Origin of the sequence: Acidovorax benzenivorans (assembly GCF_028680575.1) — a bacterium.
In the GTDB taxonomy this organism is placed as follows: Bacteria; Pseudomonadota; Gammaproteobacteria; order Burkholderiales; family Burkholderiaceae_C; genus Acidovorax; species Acidovorax benzenivorans.
The window spans coordinates 191,876-216,873 of record NZ_JAPCKI010000001.1 but is presented as its reverse complement, the minus strand read 5'-3'; the positions used below and the strand labels follow the sequence as shown (position 1 = coordinate 216,873).

Here is a 24,998-nt window from a genome sequence, read left to right as displayed (position 1 = left end):
CATGCCCGTACAGCCGCAGCGACACAGGTGTGGGTGCGGATGATAGACGCACCCCCACGCGCCCTGGCTGCGTCTTTTGTGTCACTCTGTTTTTTATAGCTACCCACACAAAGCAGGCGAGCGCTGGCGGCACAAAACATGCGAAACGCCGGGGTGCCCCGTTGTTCGCCAGCCCCGCAGTCCCCGTGCGGGGCTGCGCCCGCTACCGTGGGGCTGATCGCTTGGTCGTGAGGGTGTCCGTGCCGGGTGGTTGTGCCGAGGCAGGCGATGGGTCCACCATTTCGCGCATGCGCCTGCGCAGGGCGCGGTCGCGGCGCTCATCGTCTTCCCAGTCGGCCTTCACGCCACGCCACAGCGCCAGTGCCATCAGCAAGATGACGCCCGTGAACGGCAGGGCAAACACGATGGTGGCGGTCTGCACCGCCTTCACGCCGCCGGCCAGCAGCAGGCTGATGGCGATGCCCGACACCAGCACGCCCCAGGTGATCTTGACGCGCGCGGACGGGTTCTCCTGCCCGCCCGTGCTCATCATGCCCAGCACCAGCGTGGCCGAGTCGCCCGAGGTGACGAAGAACACCAGTACCAGCACCGTGGCCACGAACGACATGACAGCGCCCCAGGGCAGCGCGTGGAACATGGCGAACAGAGCTGTGGAGACATCGGCCTTGACGGCCTCGGCCAGTGGGATGCCCTGCATGATCTCCATGTGCAGCGCCGTGCCGCCAAATACCGAAAACCATACAAACGCTGCCAGCGTGGGTGCCAGCACGGTGCCCAGAATGAACTCGCGAATCGTGCGCCCGCGCGAAACACGTGCGATGAACAGGCCCACAAACGGCGACCAGCTCACCCACCACGCCCAGTAAAACACGGTCCACCCGCCCACCCAGCTGCTTTCGCGGAAAGGGGTCATGCGCAGGCTCATGCGCACAAACTCGGTGAGGTAGCTGCCCAGCGTGTTGGTGAAGGTGTCGATGATGGCCACGGTGGGGCCCAGCACAAACACCGCCAGCGCCAGCCCGGCTGCCATCACGAGATTGATGCTGGACAGCCATTTGATGCCTCGGGACACGCCCGTCACCGCCGACGCCAGAAACAGCATCGTGGTCACCACAATGATGCCCACCTGCGAGGCCGCCCCCACCGGCAGCCCGAAGGCCACGTGCAGCCCACTGTTGATCTGCAGCGCGCCCATGCCCAGGGAGGCAGCCACGCCAAAAGCGGTGGCGATCACGGCCAGGATGTTCACCAGTGGGCCAATGCGCCGCAGCGGTGCCCAGGGCAGGGCCATCACCGCGGTACTGACAAGCGCCGAGCAGCCTTTGCGGAACTGAAAAAATGCGATCGCCAGCGCCACGATGCTGTACACCGCCCAGGGGTGCAGCCCCCAGTGAAAGAAGCTGTAGCGCATGGCGGCGTTGGCGGCCTCCGGCGTGTTGGGCAAGATGCCGGGGGGCGGCGTGCCGTAGTGCGAGATGGGCTCTGCCACGCCCCAGAACACCAGCCCAATGCCCATGCCTGCGGCAAACAGCATGGCAAACCAGGCAGCGATGGAGAATTCGGGCTCATCGTCCTCCTGGCCCAGCTTCAGGTCGCCGTAGCGGCTGAACGCCAGGATGAGCGCCATGACCACCAGCCCCAACACCACCCACAGGTAGAACCAGCCAAAGTTGCGAGTGATGGAGGCCAGCGCCGTGTCGAACACGGCGCCCAGAGTGCTGGGGGCCATTACGCCCCACAGCACGATGACGAGGATCAGGCCCGCCGAGATCAGAAGTTCCATGGGATCACCTTTCTGGAAGATCAAAAAAGGGATGCGCACACCGTGTCTACCGCGCCCGTGGCCGCCATGAAGCGCCAAAAGGCGAAAGAACACAAGCCGCCGCGCGCATGTTGATGGCGCTCATGGCGCTGGCGTTGAACGCGGGGCTTAAAAAGACAGCACGGGTTGCGTGCTGTTGCACATCACGAAGGGTGGGCCACACGTCGCGCGCTGGGGCGGGAAGGTGGGCCCAAAGCCGATGCGCGCACGGCGGCGCGGCAAGGCAAGACATCTGCACCGTGCCGATTCAACAAAAAAACCGGCAGCCAAGGGGCTGTGCGCAGACAGGAGAAGCCCGCAAGTGTAGGCAACCGGCGTTGGCGACCGATGGAAATACCGCAGTCAAGCACAGGGATGCTATGCATGCTGTCAATTCGGGGACGGCCCGGCATGGTCAGTCTGCGGGCACGCTGGTACGCTGCGTCGCCATGGAGACAACACAAAAACCCCCACCGTTCATTCCCCAGATCCGTCTGTACCAGAACTGGCTGCGCGACACCCGCGGACTGCAGTTCGACAGCTACGACGCACTGTGGCGCTGGTCCACCACCGAGCTCGATGCCTTCTGGCAAAGCGTTTGGGACTACTTCAAGCTGGAGTCGCCCACCCCCCATTCCGCCGTGCTGGCCAAAAACACCATGCCCGGCGCGTTGTGGTTCCCCGGCGCCCAGGTCAATTACGCGCGCCAGGCGCTGCGGCATGTGGATGCCGCACACGCCGCTGGCCTGCCCGCCATCATCAGCCGCAACGAAAAAGGACAGCACCGCGAGCTGAGCTGGCCCGAGCTGCGCCGCCAGGTCGCGTCGCTGGCGCTGCACCTCAAGGCCCAGGGCATCCAGCCCGGCGACCGCGTGGCCGCCTACCTGCCCAACGTGCCCGAGGCCATGATCGCCTTCCTGGCCACGGTGAGCATTGGCGGCGTGTGGAGCATCTGCGCGCCCGACATGGGCACCCATGCGGTGCTTGATCGCTTCCGCCAGATCGAGCCCAAGGTGCTGATCGGCGTGGACGGCGTGAGCTACGGTGGCCGCGACCACGACCGCCGCCCCGTGCTGGCCGAGCTGCGCGAGGCCCTGCCCAGCGTGCAGCACGCGGTGCTGCTGGGTAATCTGGACGCTTCTGTTTCGATAGCTGGTTGGGCAAGCTGGACAAGCGCTACAGCACAAAATGATGCGGAAACTGCAGCGTTTGAACCGATGTGGCTGCCGTTTGACCACCCCCTGTGGATCGTCTACTCCAGCGGCACCACCGGCTTGCCCAAGCCCATCGTGCACGGCCATGGCGGCACGGTGCTGGTGGCGCTGCAGCTCAAGGTGCTGCACAACGATATCGGCTGCAGCTACGAGCCCAACAGCTTTGGCGAGCGCTACCACTGGTACAGCTCCACCGGCTGGGTGATGTGGAACGCGCAGCTCAGCGGCCTGCTGTCGGGCACCACCTGCGTGATCTACGACGGCAACCCCGGCGGCAGCAAGGACCACCCCGACTGGGGCGTGCTGTGGCGCTTTGCGGCCGAGACGGGCGTGACCTTCTTCGGTGCGGGCGCGGCGTTTTTTGCCAACTGCATGAAGGCGGGCATCACGCTCAAGGACTATGGCGACCTGAGCCGCATCCGCGCGCTGGGCACCACCGGATCGCCGCTGTCGCCCGAGGTGCAGGAGTGGGGCACGGCGCAGTTCGAGGCCATCGGAACCCCGGATATCTGGTGGAACAACATCTCGGGCGGCACCGACTTTTGCGGCGCCTTCATCGGCGGCAACCGCGAGATGCCCCAGGTGCCCGGCGAGATGCAATGCCGCATGCTGGGCGCGGCCGTGGAGTCGTGGGACGCCGAGGGCCGCCCCGTGCAGGATGCGGTGGGCGAGCTGGTGTGCGCACAGCCGATTCCGTCGATGCCTTTGTACCTGTGGGGCGACAAGGATGGCTCGCGCTACCTGTCGAGCTATTTCGACATGTACCCCGCAGGCCATGGCCGCCAGCCGGGCGGTGGCGACGGCCCCGCGAGCATGGGTGCGGTGTGGAGACATGGCGACTGGCTCAAGATCGGTGCCAACGGCGGCTGCGTGATCTATGGCCGCAGCGACGCCACCATCAACCGCCACGGCCTGCGCATGGGCACGAGCGAGATCTACAGCGCGGTCGAGTCGCTGCCCGAGGTGCTCGACAGCCTGGTGGTGGACCTGGAATACCTGGGCCGCGAGAGCTACATGCCGCTGTTTGTGGTGCTGCGCCCTGGCTACGCGCTGGATGAGGCCCTGCGCGCGCGCATCAACGCAGCCATTCGCACAGCGCTGAGCCCACGTTTTGTGCCCGACGACATCTTTGTGGTGGCCGAGGTGCCGCGCACCTTGAGCGGCAAAAAGCAGGAGCTGCCCATCAAAAAGCTGCTGCTGGGCCAACCCATCGAGAAGGTGGTGAACAAGGACGCGATGGCCAACCCGGGGTGCCTGGACTGGTATGTGGCGTTTGCGGCGCAGCGCGTGAGCATGCTGCAAAAATGACAGCTATTGGTGCTTGTTAAACAAGCGCTATAGCCTGTTTTTTGTGCAAGGGTTGGCACGGCGCCATGCCAGTGCCGCCGCGCAAGGGCCGCCCTGCCGCGCTGGCGGCGTCCCCCTTCAGGGGGAAGGCGCGCAGCGCCTCAGGGGGTCAGTCAAGTCTTGCGCCAGATGCCTTGATCAGCCGCTCCCACACCGGGCGCTCCTTGTTCATGGCCGCGGTGAACAAAGCCGGTGAGCTCTTTTGCACGTCAAAGCCCATGGCCGTGATGCGCTGGGCCACATCGGGATGCTCGGTGGCTTTGCGCACCTCGGCCGCAACGCGCTCCAGGATGGCGGGCGGTGTGCCTGCGGGGGCTCCAAACGCCAGCCAGCCCGCCACGCGGTAGGCCTCGTCGTTCAGGCCCTGTTCGCCCAGCGTGGGCACGTTGGGCAGCGTGCCCATGCGGCGCTCGCCGCTTACGCCAATGGCCTTGAGCTTGCCGGCGTCGATGTGCGCCTTGACCTGCAGTGCGCTGGCAAAAGCTATCTGGATTTGCCCGCCCAGCAGGTCCTGCACCATGGGCGCCTCGCCCCGGTAGGCCACGTGGCTCATGTCGGCGTTCTGCGACTGGCTCATGTACGCGCCGGCCAGGTGCGGGTAGGCGCCCGTGCCGTACGAGCCGTAGGCCACCTTGCCTTTGTTGGCGGCGATGTACTTCAGCAGTTCGGGGCCGGTGGCCACCGGCACGCTGGGGTGGGCCACCAGCACCAGGGGCGCGATGGCGATCTGGTAGATGGGCGCGATGTCCTTCTCGGGGCTGTAGGGCAGCTTGGTGTACAGGAACTGGTTGGTGAGCATGGAGTTGCTCAGGCCCAGCAGCAGGGTGTAGCCATCGGGCGCGGCCTTGGCCACGGCGTCGGTGCCGATGATGCCGGCGGCGCCGGGCTTGTTGTCGATGACCAGCGGCTGGCCGAGGCCCACGGCCATCTTCTCGGCCAGCACACGCGCCAGCACATCGGTGGCGCCGCCGGGGGCAAAGGGCACCACCACCTTGATGGGCTTGTTGGGGTATGCGGCCTGCGCCCAGGCGGCGGTGCCGGTGCAGGCGGTGGCGGCGGCCAGCGCGGCAGCGCTGAGCCAGGTGCGGCGGGTCCAGGGGGATGGGTAGGGCATGCGTTGTCTCCGGTTTTGGTTGTTAGAAATCGAACGGGCTCCGCCTTGCATGGTGGCGGGCCGGGGGCTGGCTGTCACGCCATGGGCTTATGCGGTTGGGGGGCTCCCTGTGGCGGGGGTAGTAGTGACGCGGATGGTGAGGGGCAGGGGCGCGAGCACTTCGCGCAGGCGGGACTGCAGCGTGTCTGCGTCAGGGCCTGGGGCCACGGTCACGCGCACCGTGTTGTCGCCGTCGGGCTGCACCTGGGGGTGGGGCAGGCCGGGGGCTTCGGTGGCGCACACACCATCGACCAACGCCTGCACCGTGTGGCACGCTGCGCGCTGGCGCAGCTCGGGCTTGTAGATCTTGCCCACATTGGTCACCGGCATGGTCTCGATTACCTGCACCCAGCGCGGGCGGGCCACGGCCTCGTCCACGCGTTCGGCGGTGAAGGCCATCAGCTTGGCTTCTGTCACCTGGGCGCCGGGCCGCAGGGTGGCGTAGACCACGGGCAGCTCGCCCGCATAGGCATCCGGCGCGCCCACGGCGGCGCACAGCTGCACGGCAGGGTGGGCGCCCAGGGCGTCTTCGATCACCTTGGGGTCGATGTTGTGGCCGCTGCGGATGATGAGGTCCTTGGAGCGGCCGCTCAGGTGCAGGCGGCCTTGCTCGTCCACAAAGCCCAGGTCGCCCGTGGCCAGCCAGCCATCGGGCGTGAAGGCCTTGGCCGTGTCGGCTGCGTCCAGAAAGCCGGAGAACAGGTTGGGCGACTGGAACAGCACCATGCCCGGCTGGCCTTGCGGCAGGTCCTGGTTGGACGCATTGCCCTGTGCATCGAGCGCCACCACGCGCAGCTGTGTGTACGGCAGCCGCCAGCCCACGCAGCCTGCGGGCGCGTTCACGCCGGGGGGCGTGATGGTGGAGATGCCCGCCATCTCCGTCATGCCCAGGCTTTCGTGGATGTGCAGGCCAAACAGGCGCTCAAACCGCGCCGCCAGCTCGGGCGCCAGGATGGCCGCGCCTGTGCGGCAGTAGCGCAGTGTGGAAATGTCGGCCCCATTCAGCGGCACATTGGCCAGCGCCGCCAGCACTGTAGGCACGGCCGAGAGATAGGTGCAGCGGTAGCGCTCCACCAGGCGCCAGTAGTTGGCAATCACCTCGCGGTTGCGGAACAGGCCGGTGGTGGGGATGATGGTTTCCACCCCCGCAGACAGCGCCGCCAGCGAGCCCGGCAGCACGCCCGCCACATGGAACAGCGGGTAGCCGTTGATGCCCACGTCCTCGGGCCGTATACCCTGCATCTGCACGCTGCCCCAGGCGGTGAACACCTGCGCACCGTGGCTGTGGCGGGCCAGCTTGGGCGCGCCGGTGGTGCCGCCGGTGTGGAAGTACGCGGCGATGTCCGTGGCTGCGATGCGGCGGCCGCTCACCAGATGGTCGCCAGGGTGCTGGTGGCGCGCGGCCAGGTCCAGCACGCCTGCGGGCAGGGCGGGCGCTGCTCCCGGCGCCTCATCGTGCGGCGCCACGCGCAGCACCGTGGTCAGCGTGGGCACCAGGGCGCGGAGGCGCAGCGCCTTGCTCCAGTAGCCCAGGTCGCCCTCGCCGCCGTAGGCAATCAGCACCTTGGCGCGGGCCAAGGTCATCATGGCCGCGATCTTCTCGTCGGTGAGCATGGGGTTGAGCGGCTGCACGATGCCCGCCGCCTCGCCGCCCCACAGGGCCAGGTGGTATTCGAGGCAGCCGGGCAGCAGCACGGCCACGGCGTCCTCTGGCCCCACGCCCAGGTGGTGCAGCAGGTTGGCCGTCTGGTGGATGCCGGTGAGCAACTGGGCGTACGACCAGTAGATGGGCTCGGCCGCCAGATCGGCGGTGGGTAAAAAGGTCAGCGCCGTTTTGTCGCCAAACGCCGCCGCCGAGTTCACGAAGATTTCGTAGGTGCTTTGCACCGGCTGCGCATCGGCCAGGGGCCGGGCTTCGAGCCGCTGCACGTCCTGCAGGCTGCGGATGGGGGCGGACCGGGTGAACGGGGAATGGAGAGGGGGGAACGGTTGCAGAGCAGGGGTCGTGGCCATGGACGCATCAGGGGGAGCAGGACAGCCATTGTTGTGGCGACAGGATTTCTTGACAATCCCATGAAGCATTGACACTCTGTATGAAAAATTTTGACAAACCACCGGCCGCAGACCGCCTGGACCTCTCGGCCCTGACCCTGCTGGTGGAGATACTGGACGCAGGCAACCTCAGCCTGGCCGCGCGCAAGCTCAAGATGAGCCGTGCCAACGTGAGCTACCACCTCGCTCAGCTCGAAAAGTCGGTGGGTGTGCAGCTGGTGCGCCGCACCACGCGGCGCGTGGAACCTACCGAGGTCGGGCTGCGCCTGTACGAACATGGCCGCAGCATCGTCAACGAGATCCTGGCCGCGCAGGAGACCATCGCCACCCTGGGCAAGAGCCTGCAAGGCCGCGTGGGGCTGAGCATGCCCGTGGGCTACGGCCAGGTGGTCATGGCCGGGTGGCTGATCGAGTTCAAGCGCCTGTACCCCGGCATCCTGCTGGAGGTGATGTTCGAAAACCGCGTGAGCGACCTGGTGCGCGAGGACGTGGACATCGCTATCCGCATCATGACCGAGCCCCCGCCCACGCTGGTGGCCCGCCCGCTGGGGGCCGTGCGTTATGTGGTCTGCGCCTCCAGCGGTTATGCCCAGGTGCAGGGCCTGCCCCGGCAGCTCAGCGACCTGGGCGCGGTGCCCCTCATCTCCGCAGGTTTTATCGGCCGCGAACTGCGTGTGGCCGCCTACCGCAACGGCCAGCGCGAAGAGGTGCTGCCCCGGCCCACGCTGCTGTCCGAGAACATGCTGTTTCTGCGCGACGCAGTGCTGGCGGGCCTGGGCGTGGGCCTGATGCCCGACTATGTGGTGCAGGACCTGGTGGACCAGGGCCACCTGGTGACCGCGCTGGACGACTACCGCCTGAGCGTGTTCGGCACGCAGATGTTTCTGCTCTACATGCCCAACCGCTACCAGACCAGCTCGGTGCGCACACTGATCGATTTCATTCTCGCCAAGGTGGGCGAAGGCCGTGCGGCTCCCCCCGGCGGCGCGCCCATAATGCCGTTGACCTCCACTGCGCGCGCGATTGCGCCCCTTCCATGAACACACCCCAAGTAGCCCCCAAGCGTTTTTCGATGATCCGTGAGTTCCACCTGGCGGACTGGTTCACTCTGGGCAACGCGTTCTGCGGCGTGGGGGCGTTGTTCTCGGTGATGTCGTACCTGGAGACCAGCAATGTGGTGCATGTGTACTTTGCCTGCGCCCTGGTGCTGGCTGCGCTGATCTTTGATGTGCTGGACGGCCGCATCGCCCGCTGGCGCCAGAAAAGCTCGGCCATGGGCCGCGAGCTCGATTCGCTGGCCGACGTGATCTCTTTCGGCGTGGCTCCGGCCATCATTGCCTACGGCTGCGGCATGCAGGGCCTGTACGACCGCATCGTGCTGGCCTACTTTGTGGCCTGCGGCGTGTCGCGCCTGGCGCGCTACAACGTCACGGCCGAAACCCTGTCGGGCGACGACGGCAAGGTCAAATACTTTGAGGGCACACCCATCCCCACCTCCATCGTGCTGGTGGGCCTGCTGGCGCTGGCGGGTGCAATGGGCGCGGTGCGCGAGCACCTGTGGTTTGGCAAGGTGCTGATTGGCGGCTTTACGCTGCACCCGCTGGTGCTGGTGTTTGCGGTGTCGGGGTCGCTGATGATCAGTCGGATCAAGATTCCGAAGTTTTGATGCTGCTGAGCGCTTTTCGGAGTAAGCACCAAACACTGATTTCATTCACACGGGTGTACGAATTGTCCGTATCCATGTCGTAGGTGGCTGCAGGCATGTGAGGCTCCCACACTGCCCGCAGCCACTGTCACGGATGAACTACCAGGCGGATCAATTGCAAGCCCAGGTTCCGCTGCTGCGCGTGAAGCGTGTGCTGCCGTAGATCAGCGCACCGCCATCGTTGGCAAGAGCCCAAAGGGTCGATGGCCGCGATGTGCCTGTGCTCACGACGGCCTGCCCTTGCAGGTTCCATGCACCACTGGTACGCGCATACAGCGCAATGCGTTGGGTTTCGCCGTTGTCAGCGGCAGAAGCACCGCACGCCACCTGTCCGGATACCTTGGCGGTATTGACGGCGAGCGTGCTGCCGTCGCCAGACAGCACCATGGCCCCGTACTCAGGCCCTCCTGAGATCGGTGGGGAGTATGCGTACAACGTAGCTGGAATCCGTTCCTGCTGTGTCCAGGCGCCGGCGCCATCTTGTGAGAACACAAGGACCAGGGGGTTGGCAGAAGTCTTGAGTAAATCGCGATCGGTCACCGCCAACGTGCGGCCATCGCCCGACAGAGCCATGCTCGCGATAAAGGTACCTTCGCCGCTCAACGAAGTCTGGGGGGCCCAGGCAGTACCCGTGCGGGTGTAGGTGAACACTGCGCTGGAAGAGGTGGCGCCGGAGGAAACCACCGCAGAGACAGCCAGCAGGTTGCCATCGGCGGACAGCGCCATGTGGTCGGCAATTTCGGCCTGGCAGGGCTGTGGGCATGCGGATGGTGCAGAGGTACTGTCCAGGCGGGCTTGCTGGCTCCATGCGCCGCCACTGCGCTGGTAGACATACACCGCGTCTGTGACGACGAGGGAGTTCGTGCTGGTCCTGATTTGCTTCAGGGCCCGTACGGCCAAGGTATTCCCGTCTGCCGACAGCACGGACTGATCGATGTAGTAGTCACCGGAGCGCAGCGAGGCTTGTTGCTGCCACGGCTGATTCTTGCTGCTGCGCGCGAAAACGAGCGTCGTGGTGTTGGCGCCATAACTTACTCCGCGCAACGCCAAGGTGAGCCCGTCCTTGGACAACATGCCCGTGCGCAGTTGACCGCCAGCGGAAAAGTAATTGACGAGGGGCGCATACCCCGACGCAAATTCATAGCTGATGCCTTTGGTGACGTCGAATGCCTTGGCGTCCGTGAAGGCCCCGCATCCGCTGGCGTTGCAAGCGCGCAGGCGGTAACTGGCATTGATCACGTCAACCACATTGACGGTGGTGCCGAGCGAGCCATTGAATGCTCCCCCGTTGGGGGCCGCAGAATAGCTAAACCGTTGCGGCTCGACCTGCGATTCTGGAAGGGGCCCCGTGCCGTCCGGGTCTACAAACAGTTCATAGCGGGTTGCAGCCACCGTGGGGGTCCAGGAAAAGGACAAGGACTGACCTACGGTGAAGTTCTCGGGCGCTGCGAGCGCGGAGGGTGTCGGCGTTGGTGTGGTCGGTGTCTCTGTAGAGTCAGAACCCCCACCGCAGCCCGCGAGGATTAGCGTGGCAACCCCCAAAGCTAGTGCGGCTTTGGTCGGACGGAGGTCGTGTCGTGATCGGTCGGGAGAAGGACGGAAGAAGGCGCTGTCAGTCATGCATGCTCTTTCTTTGGGTCAACAAAGGAAGGCCGTTTTGGCGGCCGCGTGCGGTGTACTTTAGCGAGACAGTTGGGGCTCGCTACCCATGAAATGCTTTGTTACGCACTGCCCTGGCGTTGCTGGATCGCAGGGGCTGCCAAAAGTGCTCCTTTCGACACCTGCTGGTCGGGCGCTGGCTCAATCGCTCGCATGCCTCTTGGTCCATGGGTTGCATCGCTACGTTGCAGCCACCCGCCGATTGACCAGCACAATGCCCGCCGCCGCCAGCACCAGGGCCACCACCAGACCGGGCGTTACCGGCTCACCCAGCCACAGCGTGCCAAACAGTAGCGCAAACACGGGCGTGAGGAACACAAACACCGAGATCTTGGTGGCCGGGTAGTGCGCCAGCATCCACATCCAGGCCAGATAGCTCACAAACGCACCCACCAGCGCCTGCACCAGCAGTGAGCCCCAGGCAAAGCTGCTGAACTGCCAGACCCAGGCCTCGCCCAGGCCCAGCGACAGCACCGGCAGCACCGCAGTGCTCACCGCCACTTGATAGAAAAGTTGCTTGGCAGGGGCCACACGCGCCAGCGGCGTGGTCCGGATGACCACGGTGGTCAGCGCCCACATCAGCCCGGCCGCCAGCCCCAGCAGGTCACCCAGCCAGGCCTGGGGCAGGGCGGCATTGGCGGGGCCCAGCAGCCCGTCGCCCAGCGCCAGCCCCACGCCCACAAACGCGGCGGCCAGACCCAGCCACTGCCAGCCCTGCAGGCGTTCGCCCGGGATGAAACGCGGCAGCAGCAGGGCCACCCAGAAGGGCGACGCATACAAAAACACCGTGAGCCGCGATGCGGTGGTGTACTGCAGGCCCAGGTAGATGCATGCAAACTCGCCCGCAAACAGCGCCCCGGCCAGCAGCCCGGCGCGCGTGGCCCCGGCGGGCTCGCCCGCGCTGGACAGCCGCACGCCACGCCACAGGCACCAGGCCGCCACGGCCACCGTGGCCAGTGCGAAACGCACAAACGCCTGGAACACGGGCGCCACTTCGACCACCGTCGCCTTCACCAGCACCTGCTGAAAGCCCCAGAACATGCAGCAGGCGAGCAGCACGGAGATGGCGAGGAAGTCGATGTGTGTTTTTCGGGTGGAGGGCATCTGGGCATTATCAAAGGGGCGCTGCGTGCGGGCGGTCACCTGCGCGGCGCCGCCCAGACCACTGCCAGAGCAGGTTAAACAGGCGCTTACACAGGCCCACGGTACACTTTGCGCCTTCTGAAACGGTTTCCGCGCTCCTTTCCACACCCCATTCATGGCCCTTACGACGGCGGCGCAGTCCCGCACCAGCTTTGACCTCAAAAGCGCCTCGCTGCCTGTGGTGGCTGTGCTGCTCAAGACCACCGACGCTGCCCAGTTCGCAGCCGATCTGGCCGAGCGTGTGGCCGACGCCCCGGGCTTTTTTGACAACGACCCCGTACTGATCGACCTGGCGCCCGTGCGTGAGGCCGAAGCGCCCATCGACTTTGCCGCCATCGCAGCCGCGCTGCGCCAGCACAACACCTTGCCCGTGGCCGTGCGCGGCGGTAGCCCCGCCCAGATGGACGCCGCGCGCGCCGCAGGGCTGACCGCAGCGCCCGATGCCCCATCTGCTCGTGCCGAAGCCCCGGCCGCGCCCATGCAGCAAGTCGTGCGCGAGGTGATCCGCGAGGTCGAGGTCGAAGTGGTGCGTGAAGTGCCCGTACCCGGCCCCGGCACCGTGGTGGTGGACAAGCCCCTGCGCTCAGGCCAGCAGGTGTATGCGCGCGGCGCCGACCTGGTGGTGATGGCCGTGGTCAGCTTTGGCGCCGAGGTGATTGCCGACGGCAACATCCATGTCTATGCCCCGCTGCGCGGCCGCGCGATTGCCGGTGCGCGTGGCAACACCGAAGCGCGTATTTTTTCGACCTGCCTGGAGCCGCAACTGGTCTCTATCGCGGGCATCTACCGCACCACCGAGACCGAGTTGCCCGCCGATGTGCGTGGCAAGCCGGCCCAGGTGCGGCTAGACGGCGAGAAGCTCATCATCGAGCCGCTGGCCTGAGTTCTTCTTTCATTCGTATCAACCCCACAGAGAATCTGCAACACATGGCCAAAATCGTCGTCGTGACCTCCGGCAAGGGTGGCGTGGGCAAGACCACCACCAGCGCCAGCTTTGCCACCGGCCTCGCCCTGCGCGGCCACAAGACCGCCGTGATCGACTTTGACGTCGGTCTGCGCAACCTCGACCTCATCATGGGCTGCGAACGCCGCGTGGTGTATGACCTCATCAACGTCATCCATGGCGAGGCCAACCTGAACCAGGCCCTCATCAAGGACAAGCAGTGCGACAACCTGTTCGTGTTGGCCGCCAGCCAGACGCGCGACAAGGATGCATTGACGCAAGACGGCGTCGAAAAGGTGCTCAAGGACCTGGCCGAGATGGGCTTTGAGTACATCGTTTGCGACTCGCCCGCCGGCATCGAAAGTGGCGCCCTGATGGCGATGCACTTTGCCGACGAGGCACTGCTGGTGACCAACCCCGAAGTCTCCAGTGTGCGTGACTCGGACCGCATTCTGGGCATGCTGGGCAGCAAGACCAAGCGTGCCATCGACGGTGGCGAGCCTATCAAGGAGCACCTGCTCATCACGCGCTACAACCCCAGCCGCGTGCAGGACGGCCAGATGCTGAGCCTGGAAGACATCCAGGACATCCTGCGCATCAAACTGATCGGCGTGATTCCTGAATCCGAGGTGGTGCTGCAATCGTCCAACCAGGGCACGCCCGCCATCCACGCGCAGGGCACCGACGTGTCCGAGGCGTACAAGGACGTGATCGACCGCTTCCTGGGGCAGGACAAGCCGCTGCGTTTCATTGATGCGGAAAAGCCCGGTTTCTTCAAACGCCTGTTCGGGAGCAAGTAAGCCATGGCTTCGTTCCTCTCCTTCCTTTTGGGCGAAAAGAAAAAAACCGCCAGCGTGGCCAAAGAGCGCCTGCAGATCATCCTGGCGCACGAGCGCAATGGTCGTAACGCCTCCGAGCCCGACTACCTGCCCGCGCTGCAGCGCGAACTGGTGGCCGTGATTTCCAAGTACGTCAAGATCAACCCCGACGACCTCAAGGTGCACCTGGAGCGCCAGGACAACCTGGAGGTGCTCGAAGTCAAGATCGAGCTGCCCGATACCGTGCGTTAAAGCGCCGCGCGCCCGCCGTGATGCGGCTGGGTGATTCGGTGGGTGTTATATCGGGGCGCTGAGGCGCCCCGATGTGTTGGTGTTGTGATCCGAGCGAAAGGCCCTGCCATGCTGTCCCATGTGTTCATCGGCGTGAACGACTTTGACCGGGCGATGGGGTTCTACAGCCCCGTGCTGGAACGTCTGGGTTTGGTGCTGCGCTTTACCGAGTCCGCGCGCCCCTGGGCCGGGTGGCAAACCCCCGGCGTCGCGCGCCCGCTGTTCCTCATTGGTCGGCCTTTTGACGGGCAGCCCGCCACGCCGGGCAACGGCGCCATGAACGCGCTGCTGGCCGCCGACCGCGCCACGGTGGACGCCGTGTACGCGCAGGCCCTGGTCCACGGCGGCACCTGTGAGGGCCCGCCCGGCCTGCGGCCCGAGTACCACGCAAATTACTACGGGGCGTATTTCCGCGACCCCGAGGGCAACAAGCTCTGCGTCTGCTGCCACGGCGACGCCTGAATGATCTTGGCCACTGCCTCTTCCCACATCCGGTGGCCCGATAATTGCTGGAAATTTAGGGTTAACCCTAAGAGGCCTATCGGTGGATACAACCTGGAAACTCAGCTGGCAGCGCGCACGCAACCATGAGGGTGTTACGCGCGGTGCCCGGGCCTTTGTGGCTCTGGCCGTGGTGCTCGCCTACGGATGGTGGGTGGACTGGCAGGCCGAGCTGATGCCGGTGCTGCTGGGCGTGATCGCCAGCGCACTCACCGAAACCGACGACAGCTGGCGCGGGCGCCTGCGGGCACAGTGCCTGGCGCTGGCGTGTTTTGGCCTCATGGCCGGTGCGGTCTGGGCTGCGGTGTCCTGGCCCTGGGGGTTGATGGGGGTGATGGCGGTGCTGGCCTTTGGCATCACCATGCTGGGGGCGCTGAGCGAGCGCTACCGCGCCATTGCCTTTGGCTCGCTCATCCTGTTCATCTACGCGGGGCTGGCCGCGCACAGCAGTCGCGCTGGTGCGGGTGAGGCCATCCCCCGCATGCTGGCGGGCGCTGCCTGGTATGGGGTGGTGTCGGTGTTGTGGCATGCCGTGCTGCCGCGTGCGCCGGTGCGTTACCGCCTGGCCAAGCTCTACGCCATGCTGGGCGAATACCTGCGCCTGAAGGCGTTGCTGCTCGAACCCGTGCGTGATGTGGACCTGGAGCGCCGCCGCATGGCACTGGCGCTGCATAACGGGCGCGTGGTGGATGCCCTCAACGCCACCAAGGAGAGCCTGATCAGCCGCATGGGCCCCGGCACGCCCCCGCTGTGGCTGCAGGCGGCCATGCACCAGTACCTGGCCGCGCAGGATGTGCACGAGCGCGTGAGTTCGTCGCACGAGCACTACGACCTGTTGGCGCAGTCGTTTTTTCACAGCGATGTGCTGTACCGCTGCCAGCGCGTGCTCACGCTGCTGGGCGAGCAGGCGCTCAAGCTGTCGGGGGCCATCGAGGCGCAGACAGTGCCGCAGCACTGGGGCGTCACGGCCCGCGCCATCGAGGACATGCAGGCCGCCGTGGCGCACCTGGCGTCCCAGGCGCAGTCCGCCGGTGCCGCGTCCCTTCCCGCCCAGTCGCGGGCGTTGCGGTCACTGCATGCGTTGGCCGACAACCTGACCGCGCTGGCCGGGGTGTTTGCCGGTGCGCTGGCGCTGCCAGCTGGCAACGCCGAAGTGGCGGTGGACCACGCACTGTTTGACCGCGAGCCCCGCAGCCTGCGCGATGCCTGGACACGCCTGCGATCGCACTGGCAGCTGCAGTCTCCCTGGCTGCGCCACAGCCTGCGGCTGAGCCTGTCCCTCATGGTGGGCTTTGCGATCATGCAGGCCACGGCCGATTCGCACGGGTACTGGATCTTGCTGACCATCGTGTTCGTGAGCCAGCCGCAGTACGCGGCCACGCAGACGCGGCTGATGGAGCGCGCCAAGGGCACCGCCATGGGGCTTGCGCTGGGGTGGGCGGTGATCCAGCTGTTTCCGGGCGAGCTGGTGCAGGCCGCCTTGCTGGTGCTGGGGGGCGCGGTGTTTTTTGGGGCGCGGCACACCCGCTATACCCTGGCTACGGCGGCTGTCACCACCTTGCTGCTGCTCAGCTTTCACCAGATGGGTGCGGCCAGCGGCGTGATCTCCGCGCGCCTGCTCGATACCGTGGTGGGCTGCGTGATCGCCGCCGTGGCCTCATGGCTGGTGCTGCCGTCGTGGCAGTCGCGCCACTGGCCCCGGCTGGCCGCCCAGGTGTTGCAGACCCAGGCGCTGTATCTGCGGGAGATTCTGGCCCAGTACCAGGGCGGCAAGTGTGACCACCTGGCCTACCGCCTGGCCCGGCGCAATGCGCACAATGCCGATGCCGCGCTGTCCAACTCGTACAGCGCCATGCTCAAGGAGCCCTTGCATGTGCGTGGCAACGCCGAGGTGGTGGCGCATTTTCTGTGCCTGTCGCACACCCAGCTCAACTACCTGTCGGCCCTGGGCGCTCAACGCGGTGGCGCGGCGGCCCAGCCCATGGACGAGACCACACGCGAGCTGGCGCAAACCCTGCTGGCGTCCCTGCAGCAGTTGGCGCTGGAGCTGGAGCGCGCGCAGCAGTCAGGCCGGGTTCGCAAGGCCCACAGCGCCCCGGCAGTGGCCCAAGTGCTGCGCGAGTGGGGCACGGTGCCCGCAGCGCCCAGTGCGCACAGCCTCATGGCGGCGCAGCTGCAGTTGGTGGGCAAGGTGTTTCCGCAGCTGCAAGCGCAGGCGCGCCAGTTGGTGACTGCGGAATAGCAGTGTGTAGGGCCTGCGGCGTGCAAGGGCGGCCGCAACGGGGTCATCGCGCGTGTTTGGCGAACTTGCCCGCAAAAGCCTGTGCAATGCTGAGCCCGCGTTGTCCCGCCACCAGCGTGGCGGTCTGCCCGGCGGCGATGGTGCCGGGCCGGTCCACCGCCAGGTAGTAGCCGCAGCAGCCCGCCACCGCCATGGCGCGGCCCGCCTGGGCAAAGCCCATCACCGCCGCGAACTTGAAGCACGGCTCGCGCGGCGCCGTGACGCGCAGCACGCAGTCAGGGAAATGCCATTCGTCGCCCACGAACACTTCATGCTCCAGCGGTCCGTCGATGGTGAGGTTTTCGCCCATGAAGCCCGGTGGCAGCGCTTCGTCGAACAGGCTCACGCCCCGGTCGCGGCGCTGCGCCTGCCAGAACGCATAGTGCGCGGCGGGATAGGCATATACCGCCTTGGCCAGGCCGCCGTGCACGCTCAGGTCGGCCTGCTCGTCGCCCGCCAGCCCCAGCGGGCCCACGGCCACAGGACCAGTGACAGGCGTTTTGTCGATGGCGGTGAGCACCGACCGCTCGCCCACCTGCAGGCGGCGGCCCGTGCCGATGTTCAGGTGGCGCAGGACGACAGAGGGCGTCGTCACAGCGGGTGCTCGGTGTAGAACTTGCCGCCGTGGTACAGCAGGGGCGATGCGCCCTCGCGGTGCTCGCAGCGCTCCACCTCGCCCACGAAGATGGTGTGGTCACCCTCCTTGTACTGGCTGCGGTTGAAGCACTCAAACGTGGCGGCGGCACCGGCCAGCAGTGGCGCGCCGCTGATACCGGGGCGGTGCTCCAGGCCCGCCCAGCGGTCGATGCCGCGGGTGGCGAACCGTTCGGCCAGGTCTTTCTGGTCGGCGGCCAGCACATGGATGGCGTAGTGCGAGCCGTTGGCAAAGGCCGGCATGGTGCTGGCGCCGTGCGACAGGCTCCACAGCACCAGCGGGGGCTCCAGCGACACCGAGTTGAACGAGCTGGCCGTGAGCCCCACCAGTTCGCCCGCCGCATTGCGGGCGGTGACGATGGTCACACCCGTGGCGAACATGCCCAGCGCATCGCGAAATTCGCGGGTCGAAAAGCTCGGCGGCAGGGCGAGGGCGGGGCGGGGGGGCGAAGGGTTCACAAAAGAAAAGCGGCGCCAGCAGTGGCGGCGTGGGGGCAAGCGACAGGACCTATTATCAGGCGCCACCCTCCGCCGCGCTGTTGCGGGGTTTACTTCTGCTTTTCACCGCATGGCTGCATTGCTTCCTACCTTCACCGCCCTGGGCTCCGGCCCCACCGTGCTCATGCTGCACGATGCCGACGGCGACCACCTCACCTTCGCGCCCCAGGTGGAGACCCTGGCCACGGTTGGCTACCGCGCCGTGGCGTGGGATATGCCTGGCTATGGGCGCAGTGCGCCGGTGGAGCCCTACACCTTCAAGGCGCTGGCGCAAAGCTGCCTGGCGCTGATCGATGCCCTGCGCTGCGGTCCGGTCACGCTGGTGGGCCATGGCATGGGCGCCATGGTGGCGCTGGAGGCCGCCGTGCGCGACGCCTCGCGGGTGCGCCGCATGGTGCTGTGCGCAGGCGGCCCGGCGCTGGATGCCCAGGCCGTGCAAGACTGGGTGGCGCCGCGGGAGCACGCCCTCAAGGCCCTGAATGCGGGCGGCAGCATGGAGCAACTGGCGCAGACCCTGGTGCCACAGTGCATTGGCACCGGCGCCCTGCCCGAAGGGGTGCGCCTGGCGGGCCACGCGCTGGGCCGGGTGTTTCCGGGCGCCTACCGCCGCGCGCTGGCGGCTCTGCCCACGTTTGACCGGGGCGCCTCCGCACTGGCGCACCTGGCCATGCCCGTGTTGCTGGTGGGGGGCGACCAGGACCGCTGCACTCCACCCGCAGCCCTGCAAGCCCTGGCCCAGGTACTGCCGGATGCGCAGACGGTGCTGCTGCCGCATGTGGGGCACTGGCCGCAGCTGGAAGACCCCGAAGGTTTTGACGCTGCGCTGCTGGATTTTCTGGCCCACCGGCGCACGCTGCACTGAGAAGGTGTGAACGAACCCGCCATGTCCGCTCGTCCCGCCGAATTCATGCACGCCTTCTGACCCTTCCGATCTCGATGTACCGGGCCGCCGCGCCTGGGCGCGAACGTTGCTTTTCCATGTTGTTTGCCCTCAAGAAAATCCTGTCTGCGCTGTTGTTGCCTCCGGTGTCCAGCATCCTGCTGGCGTTGTTCGGCTTGTGGATTGCGCGCTACCACCGTCGCACCGGCACCACGCTGGTGGTGCTGTCGCTGTTGTCGGTGCTGGTGTTGTCCTGGCCGCCGGTGGCTGACATGCTGGTGCGCAGCCTGGAGCGGTACCCCGCTGTCACTCCGCGCCAGTTGCCCGAGGCGAAGGTGCAGGCCATCGTGGTGCTGGGCGGTGGGGCTGACACTGTCGCACCCGAATACGGCGTGGATGTGCTCAGCCGGGGAGCGCGCGAACGCGTGCGTTATGCGGCCTACCTGCAGCAGCAGACCGGCCTGCCCATCCTGGCCACGGGGGGCTCCACGGGGGGCACGCGGGCCGAGGCTTTGGTGATGAAGGATGTGGTGGAGCGCGAATTTAAGGGCCGTGTGCGTTGGACCGAAGTGGAATCTCTCGATACCCGCAACAACGCCGAAAAATCGGCCGTGTTGCTCAAGGCCGCTGGCATCGAGCGCATCGCGCTCGTCACCCACGGCTGGCACATGGTTCGGGCCGTGAAGGACTTTGAACACGCCGGGCTGCAGGTGCTGCCTGCGCCCATGGGCTTCAAAGGGGGGCAGTCACGCAAGCTCTATCGCGTGCTGCCCCGCGCCTCGGCCCTGTCCGACAGCAGCCTGGCGCTGCATGAATGGCTGGGTATAGTGGCCCAGCGTGCTTCGCTGGACCGCTGAGATCAACCTACAGCGGGGGTGACCAGGAAGCGGCTGGCCGCCTCCACCGCCTGCGCATCGGCCTGCACGGCGCCCGGTGGCCCGCCTTTGCCCCACAGCGCGCCGCCCCAGGTCATGGACAGGAACTGCGCACACAGTGCCACCGAGTCGATCATGGGCTGGGCCTTGGTGCGGTCGCCGCTGGTGGTGATGAGCGCCAGCGTCTTGCGGCCCATGGCGTCCTTGAAGTCCAGGCCGGGAACGCGCATCCAGGCGCTCCAGTGGTCGAGGTAGGTCTTGAGCGGCGACGGGATGCTGTACCAGTAGACCGGTGCCACAAAGATGATGTGTGTGGCCGCCAGCGTGGCGTCGAGCAAGGTCTTCATGTCGTCCTCGGGCGGTGCGTAGGTGCCCGAGGTGTGGCGCTGGTCCACAAAAGGCGGCATGTGCATTTGTGCCAGGTGGTGCCAGGTCTGCGGGGTGCCCGGGGGCAATGCGGCAGCGGCCTGGCGGGCCAGCCATTCGGTGTTGCCGGTGTGGCCCGGTTCGCGGGTGGAGGTGGTGAGAAAGAGGTAGTACGGTGCGGTGGGCGTGGTCATGGCGCCATCGTAGCGCCGCCCCGCAGACCCGCGCCGGGCGCCAGGGTTGCGAGGCAAAGCCCTACCAGCGCCTCCTCGAACTCGCCGCTGTCCAGCAGGGGCGATTGCTCCAGCGACGCCGAGCGCACTGCGCCCATGAAGGCGCGGGTGAGCACAAACAGCTGTGCGGCCGACGGTGCCTGCAGTTGCTGCTCCTTCGCCATGCGCTGCAGGTGCAACGCCAGCCGCTCACTGGTGCCGCGCACCGAGATCAGCACGGACTCCCGGTAGTCGAGTTTCCAGGACAGGCGGGCGAGTGCGCGCCCCTCATGCGGCCCGCCGCCAAAGGCCTGCAGGTAGTGGCGCACATACAGGCGCACCTGCTGCTCGGGCGTCCAGGCCTCGGCGCGTGCCAGCAGGGCGTCCAGCTCCAGCATCACCCGGTCGCAGTGCTGGTCCAGCATCGCCAGCAGGATCGCGTCCTTGCTCGGAAAGTATTGGTACAGCGAGCCCACGGACACACCGGCCAGCTCGGCGATGCGGTTGGTGGTGAGCGCGCCTTCGCCCTGTGTCGCCACGATGCGTGCGACGGCTTCGAAAATGGCATCGACCGTGAATTGCGAGCGTTCCTGTCGGGGCGAGCGGCGGGGGGCAGAAGAGGCAGCGGGCATGGAAAACCTGAGCGCAATGCGAGTAGGCGGCGACAGCGCCGCTGCGTATTCTGCAGCCAGTCCCATGCAACACCCGGAGAAGCCCCTCATGCACGAAACCAGTCAACCCGCCCTGGGCGCCACCGCCGCCGGCCTGGCTGGCACCTGGGCATGGCGCCTGCGCCTTGCGCTGAGGCCCATGCACCGCGCCAGTGCCATCGCGCTGGCATCGTTCCTGGCGACCCATTTGCTGGGTCACCTGGCGGGGTTGGCCGGAGCGGCAGCGCACCAGTCGGTGCTGGAAACCCTGCGCCTGGTCTACCGTCAGCCGCTGGTCGAGGGCCTGCTGCTGGGCTGTGTGCTGTTTCAGGTCGGCAGCGGCCTGACCTTGCTGTGGCGCGGGCGCGGCCAGCGCCGTGGGGGCGTGGCGTGGATGCAGGCCATCTCGGGGGGCTACCTGGCGCTGTTCCTGCTGGTCCACGTGACGGCCGTGTGGGTGGGCCGGTTTCAGGGCGTGGACACCAACCTGCAGTTTGCGGCGGCGGGCATGCACACACCACCCTGGCAGTGGTTCTTTGGCCCGTACTACTTTCTCGCCGTGTGGGCGCTGGGCACCCATGTGGGCTGCGCCTTGTACTGGAACCTGTCAGAGCCCCAAAGTGCGCGGGCTCTGGCGGGTGCCATGCTGGTGGGCCTGCTGCTGGCGGCCTGCCTGGTAGCGCTGCTGGCGGGTGGATTCGATGGGCTGGATCTGCGGGCCGCGGGCGGATTCCGGGACGCTGAGACCCCCACCCGCGTCCTTGCCGTCATGGGTGGGGGTGCAAGCTTTGGATGAGGTCGGGGTCAGGCGGCCTTGGCGGTCAGCGGGCGTGAGCCGTTTTCCATCCCACAAAAACCGAAGTTCATGGCCGGGACCTGGCCGCTGATCAGCTCGGCCATCGCCTTGCCAGAGCCCGCGCCATGCGTCCAGCCCAGCGTGCCGTGGCCCGCGTTGACCCAGAGCTTGCCCACACGCGTGCGGCCGATGAACGGGATGTTGGTGGGAGTGGCGGGGCGCAGGCCGGTCCAGTATTGCGGGTCGCCGCCTTCTTCGGGGGTGCGGGTGTCGCACACACCGGGCAAGATGGCTTCGATGCGGCGCGAAAGCATGTGGCAGCGCGCGCGGGCGAGGGAGCTGTCGAGTGTCAGGTCCCAGCCGTTGAGTTCGATGGTGCCCGCCACGCGCAGATGGTTGCCCAGGCGGCTCATGGCGATCTTCTTGCCGTCGTCGATGGTGGAGACCATGGGCGCGCCCTCGGGCTTGAGCAGCGGGAACGTGGCGCTGTAGCCCTTGCCGGGGTAGATTGGCAGGTCCACGCCCACGCTGCGCAGCAGCGGCGCGCTGTAGGAGCCGCAGGCCACCACAACGGCGTCGGCCTTCAATATGAAGTCTTTTTTGCCGCTTGCGCTAGTGGAATTTGGCATGACTGCTACTGAATCAATAGCATTGCCAATCTTGTTCAGCCGCAGCACATCGTGGCCGTACAGGAACTGCACGCCGCGTGCCGCGCAGCGGCGGGCCAGTTCCTGCGTGAAGACGCGGGCGTCGCCGCTTTCGTCGGTGCTGGTGTAGGTGCCGCCGGTGATCTTGTCGCCGTAGGCTTTGAAGGCGGGCTCGATTTTGAGCAGTTCGTCGCGGCTGACCAGACGGCGCTGCACGCCGTGCTTGCGCATCAGCTCCACGGCGTGGCCCGCAGCATCAAACGATTTCTGGTCGGTGTAGAAGTGGGCGATACCGCGTTCGAGCCGGTTGTATTCGATGCCCGTGGCGCTGACCAGGTCCTTGAGCGCTGCATGGCTGTAGGCCCCCAGCGCCACGATCTGCTGCACGTTGCGCTCAAACGCCGCATCGTTGCACTGCGCCAGGAACTGCAGGCCCCAGCGCCATTGTTGCCAGTCCATCTGCGGGCGAAACAGCAGAGGGGCTTCTTTGTCGAACATCCACTTGAGCGCCTTGAGCGGCGCTTCGCGGTTGGCCCACGGCTCGCAGTAGCTCACCGAGATCTGCGCAGCGTTGGCGAAGCTGGTTTCGAGTGCAGCGTCGGGCTGGCGGTCGATCACGATGACTTCGTGACCGCGCTCCAGCAGGTGCCACGCCGTGCTGATGCCGATGATGCCGGCGCCGAGAACAATGGTTTTCATGGCGCGGAGTTTGCGCGACATTGCATTCAACTAAAAGCAAAATTAAACTTACTCCAAAAACATCAGCGCACCTAATGAAAAGCGCTGTGGAAACAACCCGCATTTGTTCGAGCCAGAGACCATGAGCACCTACGATCCCGCCGCCCTGGAATGCCTTGCCGCCATCGTCGAAGAGGGCGGTTTTGAGCGCGCCGCACAGCGCCTGAATGTCACGCAGTCGGCCGTCTCGCAGCGGCTGCGCGCGCTGGAGGCACAGGTGGGCTCGGTGCTCATCGTGCGCAGCCGCCCGCTGCGGCCCACGTCGGCGGGGCAACTGCTGCTCAAGCACACCAAGCAGATGCGCCTGCTGCGTGCCGACCTGGAGCGCGACCTGCAGGAGCTGGCGCCCAGTGCACCGGGGGGGTCGCGCGAAGACGAGCGCATATCGATTGCGATCAACGCCGACAGCATTGCCACCTGGGCCTTGGGTGCTTTGCACGATCTGGTGCGCCAGCGCTTGCCGCTCGAAATCATCGTGGACGACCAGGACTTTACGCAGGAGTGGCTGCGCTCGGGCCAGGTGCTGGGCTGCGTGACCACGCTCAAGCAGGCGCTGCGCGGCTGCAAGATGGTGCCGCTGGGCGCCATGCCCTACGTGGCGGTGGCGTCGGCCAGTTACGCGCAGCAGTACCTGCCGCAAGGGCTCACGCCGCACAACTTCAGGGAGGTGTCGTTTTTGTCGTTCAACCGCAAGGACGACATGGCGGCCGAGTTTGTGGCGCGTGCATTCGGGCTCAAGCGCGTGGCGCTCAACCACCTGTTTGTGCCGGGCTCCGAGGCGCAGATGCGTGCGGTGGCGGCGGGCTGGGCCGTCGGGGTGATGCCCGAGCTGATGGCGCGGCAGGCGCTGGCCGATGGCAGCATGGTGGACTTGGCCCCGGGGCGTTCGCTGCCGATCCAGCTCTACTGGCATTGCTGGAACCTGGAGTCCGAACTGCTGGATGCGTTGTCAGCAGCGTTGACGGGCGCGGCCGCCCAGGCCCTGGTGTCCTGACGTAGCGTTCGTTCCACCCCGGCGGTGCGGTGCGAGGCACGGTTTGTGCTGGCATAAGCGTGAACGACCAAGTTGCATTGCAACTTGGTCATTTATTTTTTTACTGCGATGTATAAAATGGAAGCCATGCAAACGCCGCAACCCAAAGTCTCGTTCAAGGAGCAGATGCACCAGGCCCGTGAGGATGCGATCCTCCAGTCGGCCTGTCGCCTGCTGGGTGAAAAGGCCTTCGACGCCATGACCATGGACGACGTGGCCAATGCCGTGGGCATTGCCAAGGCCAGCCTGTACAAGCACTTCTGCAGCAAGGAGGAGCTGTGCAGCGCCGCCATGGTGCAGATTCTGGAGCGGGTGCAGGCCTACCTGGCGGGGTTGCCGGCCGACATGCCACCGTTGGAAAAGCTGCATGCGCTGGTGCGCTGGTCGCTGGAGCGTCTGCTGACCAATGAGATGCCTCTGCTGCCCAGCCGCAACTCCACACTGCGTGCCGTGCTCATGGCCAACAAGGACTACCTCAACGGCCTGGTGACTGTGAGCGACCAGATCGGTGAATGGATCACCCAGGCCCAGGCCCAGGGCGTAATCAGTCCCACGTTGCCGCCGCTGGTGGTGCTGTACACCCTGTATGCGCGCGCCTGTGACCCGGTGGTGAGCTTCCTCAAGGAAGGCGGCCAGTATTCGGACGCCGAGATCGTGGAACTGGTGGTGCGCACCTGTTTTGACGGCCTGGCGGCGCGTTGAGCCTCGCAACCGCGTAAGCCGCACCCATAAAAAAGCCCC

The 24,998-nt window shown here is 66.4% G+C and carries 23 protein-coding genes; 13 read left to right on the top strand and 10 right to left on the bottom strand.

Going from position 1 to position 24,998, the window contains the following annotated elements; translation table 11 throughout:
* Positions 1-202: 202 nt before the first annotated feature.
* On the bottom strand, positions 203-1,783 hold the full coding sequence (locus OIN59_RS01000) for a BCCT family transporter (protein WP_274106226.1): 1,581 nt from the start codon (positions 1,781-1,783) through the stop codon (positions 203-205).
* Between the two features lie 467 nt (positions 1,784-2,250).
* Here OIN59_RS01000 and OIN59_RS00995 point away from each other — a divergent pair, with 467 nt between their 5' ends.
* Entirely contained in the window at positions 2,251-4,323 is a 2,073-nt protein-coding gene (locus OIN59_RS00995) for an acetoacetate--CoA ligase (RefSeq protein ID WP_274107147.1), read from the top strand.
* A 148-nt stretch (positions 4,324-4,471) separates the two neighbouring features.
* On the opposite strand, the gene OIN59_RS00990 is transcribed toward OIN59_RS00995, so the two are convergent.
* Together OIN59_RS00990 and OIN59_RS00985 are read right to left on the bottom strand one after the other, a co-directional pair.
* A complete protein-coding gene (locus OIN59_RS00990; RefSeq protein WP_274106224.1) occupies positions 4,472-5,476 on the bottom strand; it encodes a Bug family tripartite tricarboxylate transporter substrate binding protein in 1,005 nt (334 codons plus the stop codon).
* 87 nt (positions 5,477-5,563) lie between these two features.
* Complete coding sequence (locus OIN59_RS00985) at positions 5,564-7,528, bottom strand: acyl-CoA synthetase (protein WP_274106222.1); 1,965 nt, start codon at positions 7,526-7,528, stop codon at positions 5,564-5,566.
* 116 nt (positions 7,529-7,644) lie between these two features.
* Here OIN59_RS00985 and OIN59_RS00980 point away from each other — a divergent pair, with 116 nt between their 5' ends.
* Both OIN59_RS00980 and pssA read left to right on the top strand, forming a co-directional pair.
* Positions 7,645-8,607, top strand: a complete 963-nt coding sequence (locus tag OIN59_RS00980) for a LysR family transcriptional regulator (protein WP_274107145.1) — start codon at positions 7,645-7,647, stop codon at positions 8,605-8,607.
* On the top strand, positions 8,604-9,233 hold the full coding sequence (gene pssA, locus OIN59_RS00975; protein WP_274106220.1) for a CDP-diacylglycerol--serine O-phosphatidyltransferase: 630 nt from the start codon (positions 8,604-8,606) through the stop codon (positions 9,231-9,233). The genes OIN59_RS00980 and pssA overlap by 4 nt, the downstream gene beginning before the upstream one ends.
* Positions 9,234-9,383: 150 nt before the next feature.
* Here pssA and OIN59_RS00970 read toward each other — a convergent pair whose 3' ends face one another.
* On the bottom strand, positions 9,384-10,892 hold the full coding sequence (locus tag OIN59_RS00970; protein WP_274106218.1) for a hypothetical protein: 1,509 nt from the start codon (positions 10,890-10,892) through the stop codon (positions 9,384-9,386).
* Between the two features lie 219 nt (positions 10,893-11,111).
* Positions 11,112-12,035 carry a DMT family transporter gene (locus OIN59_RS00965; RefSeq protein ID WP_274106216.1) on the bottom strand — a complete coding sequence of 308 codons (924 nt, stop codon included), beginning with the start codon at positions 12,033-12,035 and terminating at the stop codon, positions 11,112-11,114.
* A gap of 154 nt (positions 12,036-12,189) precedes the next feature.
* Here OIN59_RS00965 and minC point away from each other — a divergent pair, with 154 nt between their 5' ends.
* From minC to yccS, 5 genes are all read left to right on the top strand, one after another.
* Positions 12,190-12,957 carry a septum site-determining protein MinC gene (gene minC / locus OIN59_RS00960; protein WP_274106214.1) on the top strand — a complete coding sequence of 256 codons (768 nt, stop codon included), beginning with the start codon at positions 12,190-12,192 and terminating at the stop codon, positions 12,955-12,957.
* 44 nt (positions 12,958-13,001) lie between these two features.
* On the top strand, positions 13,002-13,817 hold the full coding sequence (gene minD / locus OIN59_RS00955; RefSeq protein WP_274106212.1) for a septum site-determining protein MinD: 816 nt from the start codon (positions 13,002-13,004) through the stop codon (positions 13,815-13,817).
* 3 nt (positions 13,818-13,820) lie between these two features.
* Positions 13,821-14,087: a cell division topological specificity factor MinE gene (gene minE / locus OIN59_RS00950; protein WP_015011987.1), complete on the top strand. Its 267-nt coding sequence runs from the start codon at positions 13,821-13,823 to the stop codon at positions 14,085-14,087.
* Between the two features lie 108 nt (positions 14,088-14,195).
* The gene (locus OIN59_RS00945) at positions 14,196-14,588 is read left to right on the top strand and encodes a VOC family protein (RefSeq protein ID WP_274106210.1); all 393 of its coding nucleotides are present in this window, start codon (positions 14,196-14,198) and stop codon (positions 14,586-14,588) included.
* A gap of 82 nt (positions 14,589-14,670) precedes the next feature.
* Entirely contained in the window at positions 14,671-16,869 is a 2,199-nt protein-coding gene (yccS, locus tag OIN59_RS00940) for a YccS family putative transporter (protein WP_274106208.1), read from the top strand.
* Between the two features lie 43 nt (positions 16,870-16,912).
* Here the strand turns inward: yccS and OIN59_RS00935 are convergent, their stop codons facing one another.
* Together OIN59_RS00935 and OIN59_RS00930 are read right to left on the bottom strand one after the other, a co-directional pair.
* On the bottom strand, positions 16,913-17,503 hold the full coding sequence (locus OIN59_RS00935; RefSeq protein ID WP_274106206.1) for an MOSC domain-containing protein: 591 nt from the start codon (positions 17,501-17,503) through the stop codon (positions 16,913-16,915).
* The gene (locus OIN59_RS00930) at positions 17,500-18,021 is read right to left on the bottom strand and encodes a flavin reductase family protein (RefSeq protein WP_274106204.1); all 522 of its coding nucleotides are present in this window, start codon (positions 18,019-18,021) and stop codon (positions 17,500-17,502) included. Before OIN59_RS00930 ends, OIN59_RS00935 begins: the two co-directional genes overlap by 4 nt.
* 109 nt (positions 18,022-18,130) lie before the next feature.
* Here OIN59_RS00930 and OIN59_RS00925 point away from each other — a divergent pair, with 109 nt between their 5' ends.
* Both OIN59_RS00925 and OIN59_RS00920 read left to right on the top strand, forming a co-directional pair.
* Complete coding sequence (locus OIN59_RS00925) at positions 18,131-18,922, top strand: alpha/beta fold hydrolase (protein WP_274106202.1); 792 nt, start codon at positions 18,131-18,133, stop codon at positions 18,920-18,922.
* A gap of 116 nt (positions 18,923-19,038) precedes the next feature.
* Positions 19,039-19,797, top strand: coding sequence for a YdcF family protein (locus tag OIN59_RS00920; RefSeq protein WP_274106200.1), 759 nt, complete (start codon positions 19,039-19,041; stop codon positions 19,795-19,797).
* Positions 19,798-19,799: 2 nt separating this feature from the next.
* Here the strand turns inward: OIN59_RS00920 and OIN59_RS00915 are convergent, their stop codons facing one another.
* Both OIN59_RS00915 and OIN59_RS00910 read right to left on the bottom strand, forming a co-directional pair.
* On the bottom strand, positions 19,800-20,375 hold the full coding sequence (locus OIN59_RS00915) for a flavodoxin family protein (RefSeq protein WP_274106198.1): 576 nt from the start codon (positions 20,373-20,375) through the stop codon (positions 19,800-19,802).
* Entirely contained in the window at positions 20,372-21,025 is a 654-nt protein-coding gene (locus OIN59_RS00910; RefSeq protein ID WP_274106196.1) for a TetR/AcrR family transcriptional regulator, read from the bottom strand. Before OIN59_RS00910 ends, OIN59_RS00915 begins: the two co-directional genes overlap by 4 nt.
* A gap of 88 nt (positions 21,026-21,113) precedes the next feature.
* On the opposite strand from OIN59_RS00910, the gene OIN59_RS00905 reads away from it, so the two are divergent.
* Positions 21,114-21,839, top strand: coding sequence for a hypothetical protein (locus tag OIN59_RS00905; protein ID WP_274106194.1), 726 nt, complete (start codon positions 21,114-21,116; stop codon positions 21,837-21,839).
* A gap of 8 nt (positions 21,840-21,847) precedes the next feature.
* Here the strand turns inward: OIN59_RS00905 and OIN59_RS00900 are convergent, their stop codons facing one another.
* Entirely contained in the window at positions 21,848-23,185 is a 1,338-nt protein-coding gene (locus OIN59_RS00900; RefSeq protein WP_274106192.1) for a D-amino acid dehydrogenase, read from the bottom strand.
* A 121-nt stretch (positions 23,186-23,306) separates the two neighbouring features.
* Between OIN59_RS00900 and OIN59_RS00895 the strand changes: the two genes are divergently transcribed.
* Both OIN59_RS00895 and OIN59_RS00890 read left to right on the top strand, forming a co-directional pair.
* The gene (locus OIN59_RS00895; protein WP_274106190.1) at positions 23,307-24,218 is read left to right on the top strand and encodes a LysR family transcriptional regulator ArgP; all 912 of its coding nucleotides are present in this window, start codon (positions 23,307-23,309) and stop codon (positions 24,216-24,218) included.
* A 117-nt stretch (positions 24,219-24,335) separates the two neighbouring features.
* Positions 24,336-24,959: a TetR/AcrR family transcriptional regulator gene (locus OIN59_RS00890; protein WP_274106188.1), complete on the top strand. Its 624-nt coding sequence runs from the start codon at positions 24,336-24,338 to the stop codon at positions 24,957-24,959.
* The last annotated feature ends 39 nt before the right edge of the window (positions 24,960-24,998 follow it).